This window comes from Microvirga sp. 2TAF3, assembly GCF_052114965.1.
GTDB lineage: Bacteria > Pseudomonadota > Alphaproteobacteria > Rhizobiales > Beijerinckiaceae > Microvirga.
On record NZ_JBFRFT010000046.1, the window covers coordinates 1 to 2,468 of the forward strand.

At 51.2% G+C, this 2,468-nt stretch carries 5 protein-coding genes; all 5 read right to left on the reverse strand.

Translation table 11 applies throughout. From position 1 onward, the window contains the following. Window positions 1-281, reverse strand: a 281-nt coding sequence (locus AB4Y97_RS20875) for a hypothetical protein (RefSeq protein ID WP_442000954.1), incomplete at its 3' end; no start/stop codon positions are given. 78 nt (window positions 282-359) lie between these two features. Beyond that, on the reverse strand, window positions 360-728 hold the full coding sequence (locus tag AB4Y97_RS20880; protein WP_442000955.1) for an Imm8 family immunity protein: 369 nt from the start codon (window positions 726-728) through the stop codon (window positions 360-362). A gap of 3 nt (window positions 729-731) precedes the next feature. After that, window positions 732-1,502: an RHS repeat-associated core domain-containing protein gene (locus AB4Y97_RS20885; RefSeq protein WP_442000958.1), complete on the reverse strand. Its 771-nt coding sequence runs from the start codon at window positions 1,500-1,502 to the stop codon at window positions 732-734. Between the two features lie 53 nt (window positions 1,503-1,555). Continuing rightward, entirely contained in the window at window positions 1,556-1,990 is a 435-nt protein-coding gene (locus AB4Y97_RS20890) for a hypothetical protein (RefSeq protein ID WP_442000956.1), read from the reverse strand. Then, window positions 1,990-2,468, reverse strand: a 479-nt coding sequence (locus AB4Y97_RS20895) for a glycine zipper domain-containing protein (RefSeq protein ID WP_442000957.1), incomplete at its 5' end; no start/stop codon positions are given. The genes AB4Y97_RS20895 and AB4Y97_RS20890, both read right to left, overlap by 1 nt.

Genomic DNA, 2,468 nt, shown 5'->3' on the forward strand with positions numbered 1-2,468 from the left:
TGCGCCGAGCCGGCCGAGGGAAAGGCCGCGCCGAAGGCGCCCGGCCCGGTCTGCGCCACCAGGTTGCCGGCGATGTCGTAGCGAAAGTCCTGCCGCTCGGAACCCAGCGTCGCGCTCACGAGCCAGTCGGCGGCGTTGTAGCTGAAGGCAGCGGCCTCGCCCGGCGCCGCCGGGCTGCGGATGGTCAGGATGCGCCCGGCCGCATCGCGCAGATAGGTCAGCTCGAGCCCCGGCATCGTCAGGCCGGTCAGGAAGCCGCGCTTGGGGTCGTAGGTCCGCACCGTCGCGCTGCCGTCGGCAAAGCGCGTCGTAAGCGATCGAAGCGATCCGGCCCGGTGGCGTCAATTTTTGGCCTCTTGTCAGACTTGCTTATTGAATGGCTGGTAGTTTTCGAACTCCCATTTGCCCAGGCGCAGTAATTTTGGAACTATATCTTGCCAAGTATACCCGGTACACGAACTGCAATACCGATCTATTCTATTTCGAATAAGCTTAAAATCATATTCATGTGCTATTATCAACGGCTCCCCAATTAAAATATCTTCTCCTTTAAAGATATTTTGTATTCCATTAGGAGAACAAATATAACAATCAAAACTATCATAAGCATCCACCCTTTCAGGCCCAACAAAAATTTGAACAAAGATTGCAAAAGTATCTTTTCTTTCTGGAACAAAATTATCGACATCCACGTCTGGCGAATAAATATCTTTTAGTTCTGCTCTCATATTTTATTTCTCTATATCAAGATGCCCATTTGACTCCCATGCTCCCCGGGGCTGCGATCTTGATTCAAAATTAGCCTGCACACCGGTCGGAGCAAAGGGGCTATTTGGCTTTTCAGAGGGACCCCTATACTGTCGTAGACCATCCGAAGACTCAAGATATCCTTTGCTTGTAACTCTAGGACCAGGTCCAACCCAGGCTTTGCCAAGCTCATCTGCCTCCTGCGCTGATGCTTTCCCCATTCCGAAATTGCCCGTTTTTTGTGAGGCCTCTTCCAACATTCTGGCAGCGGCCGTTCTGGCAGCGGCCAAGTCCTCGATGACACTTCGCGCGGCCTGGGTTTCAGTCCCAAGCCCGGGCACGCCTTTCCCAGCCGCTTTGGCGCCCTTGATGCCGGCAGACAGCGCCTTAAGACCAGCGCCCACCTCCATGCTGACGCGGCCCGGCCCGGCTGTTTGCGGGATGCCGGACATAGCCTGCCCCCCTGCGTCAAGCACGTTTCCGAGAGCTTCAGAGGCCCACCCAAGGAAGCCTGCGACGGCTTCTCCAATCGGATCCCGTGGCGCATTGGGATTCGATTTGAGAGCATCGTCCGCCGCCGGGTCGTAGCTCGGTGCTTCGGTGTTGTTGCCGCTCGGATCGCTCAAATTGACCGGATTGTTCAGCGCGTAGGCATAGCGATTGGTGCCCACCCCCGGCAGGGTCGGATCAAGGCTGTCGGGCGACAGAAACCGCCCCAGCTTCGGGTCGTAGTAGCGCGCATTGAGATAGATCAGCCCGAGCTTCTATGCGTCGATAAAGTCGAAATATATTTCTCTGATAATAAATTTTAATTATATAAATCATTTTTAAAGAATTCATACTCTCTGAATGTAATTTCAAGTTCATCTTTTGGCCAAAAGATTATCCTATGAATCATCATATCATTTATTATATCTATCTCGTCATAGAGAATTTCTTGCGCCTCTTCTTTTATTGCTTCAAATCTCCGACACAAATCAATCGCATTACTAACTCCAGAATATACCATGGATATTTCCGAGTACCCCCTTTGCCTGTCCCCGATCTTCATACTTACCGTTAACTTGTCAGCCTCGCTTTTTGCACAAATTACTTTACCGTCATGAATTGATATTTCATCAACATATTTAATTAAACTATCATGAAGCTGCGGCCTTAAATTTTTCAGATGCCGTTCATACGATTTATTTGCTTCGTCAAAAGCGTCATCATCAGTGAACGTGTTGCGCTTAAAAAATCTCATTACTCTCTCGGTCCTTTCCAACCATGGCCATCAAGCCAATCTCTCACATCATTCGAGATAGGCTTTTCAGGCCTTCCATTATCGTGTTTCCAAGTACCATCTTTATTTAAAGCACGCCCATCTTTCAGATGAGCATGATCTTGTTCGTAGGGCCCTCTTCCCTTATCTACGCGCTCGACATCCTCGGGAGCTTTTTCCCTTTCTACCTCTTTCTGCATTGTGCCCGGACGAGAACTCTCCTTTGTTTCTTTTACTTCCTCAGCTTTCTCATTGTTCAAAGGCTCGACCTTGGGAGAATCTTTGAACGTACCAATCAGGCCGCCGATAATGCCGCCGACTATTGCCCCGACTGCCGCGCTCCGAGGATCTTTTGCGTTTCTAGCTCCAGCCTGCGCACCACTCAGCGCCCCCGCGAGAGCTCCCGCCAAATCCGCCGTCTGCACCCGTCCTTCGGCCTCCGCCCTGTCATCGTCATCCA

Bases quoted from the DNA above. Each gene is read 5' to 3' on its own strand.
- AB4Y97_RS20880 (WP_442000955.1), bottom strand. From the start codon at position 728: ATGAGAGCAGAACTAAAAGATATTTATTCGCCAGACGTGGATGTCGAT.
- AB4Y97_RS20890 (WP_442000956.1), bottom strand. From the start codon at position 1,990: ATGAGATTTTTTAAGCGCAACACGTTCACTGATGATGACGCTTTTGAC.